Source organism: Stenotrophomonas maltophilia group sp. SKK55, assembly GCF_057179845.1.
On record NZ_JBXUHP010000053.1, the window covers coordinates 1 to 421 of the forward strand.

General features: G+C 62.5%; 1 protein-coding gene and 1 pseudogene. Both read left to right on the plus strand.

The window, feature by feature from the left end; translation table 11 throughout:
• The coding region (locus tag AC2A1N_RS16600) for a low molecular weight phosphatase family protein (protein ID WP_484372913.1) at positions 1-219 on the plus strand (219 nt) is incomplete at its 5' end.
• 20 nt (positions 220-239) lie between these two features.
• Positions 240-421, plus strand: a pseudogene (locus AC2A1N_RS16605) (arsenical-resistance protein); the annotation flags it as partial.

Sequence of the window (421 nt, forward strand, 5' to 3'; positions counted from 1 at the left end):
GCATGCCCGGTAGTGTTCGGCGACTTTGTACGGGTGCACTGGGGCCTGTTCGATCCGGCCGGCGTTGAAGGCTCGGACGGAGAGAAAGCCGAAGCCTTCGATCGCGCGCACCAGATCATCAAGGCGCGCCTGAGGGCCTTCCTGGAGATCTCCGACTGCGTCTGGGATGACAGCGAGGCCCTCAAGGCCCGGCTCGACCCGATCGCACAGATCAACTGACCGTCCTTCCGGAAATCCCCATGACCACTGACACCTCCCGCCTGTCCTTCCTGGACCGGTATCTCACGTTCTGGATCTTCGCCGCCATGGCGCTCGGCGTCGGCATGGGGGCGTTGTTCGAGGGTGTGCCCAGCGCGTTGAACAGCCTCTCCATAGGGTCGACCAACATCCCGATCGCGATTGGTCTGATCCTGATGATGTA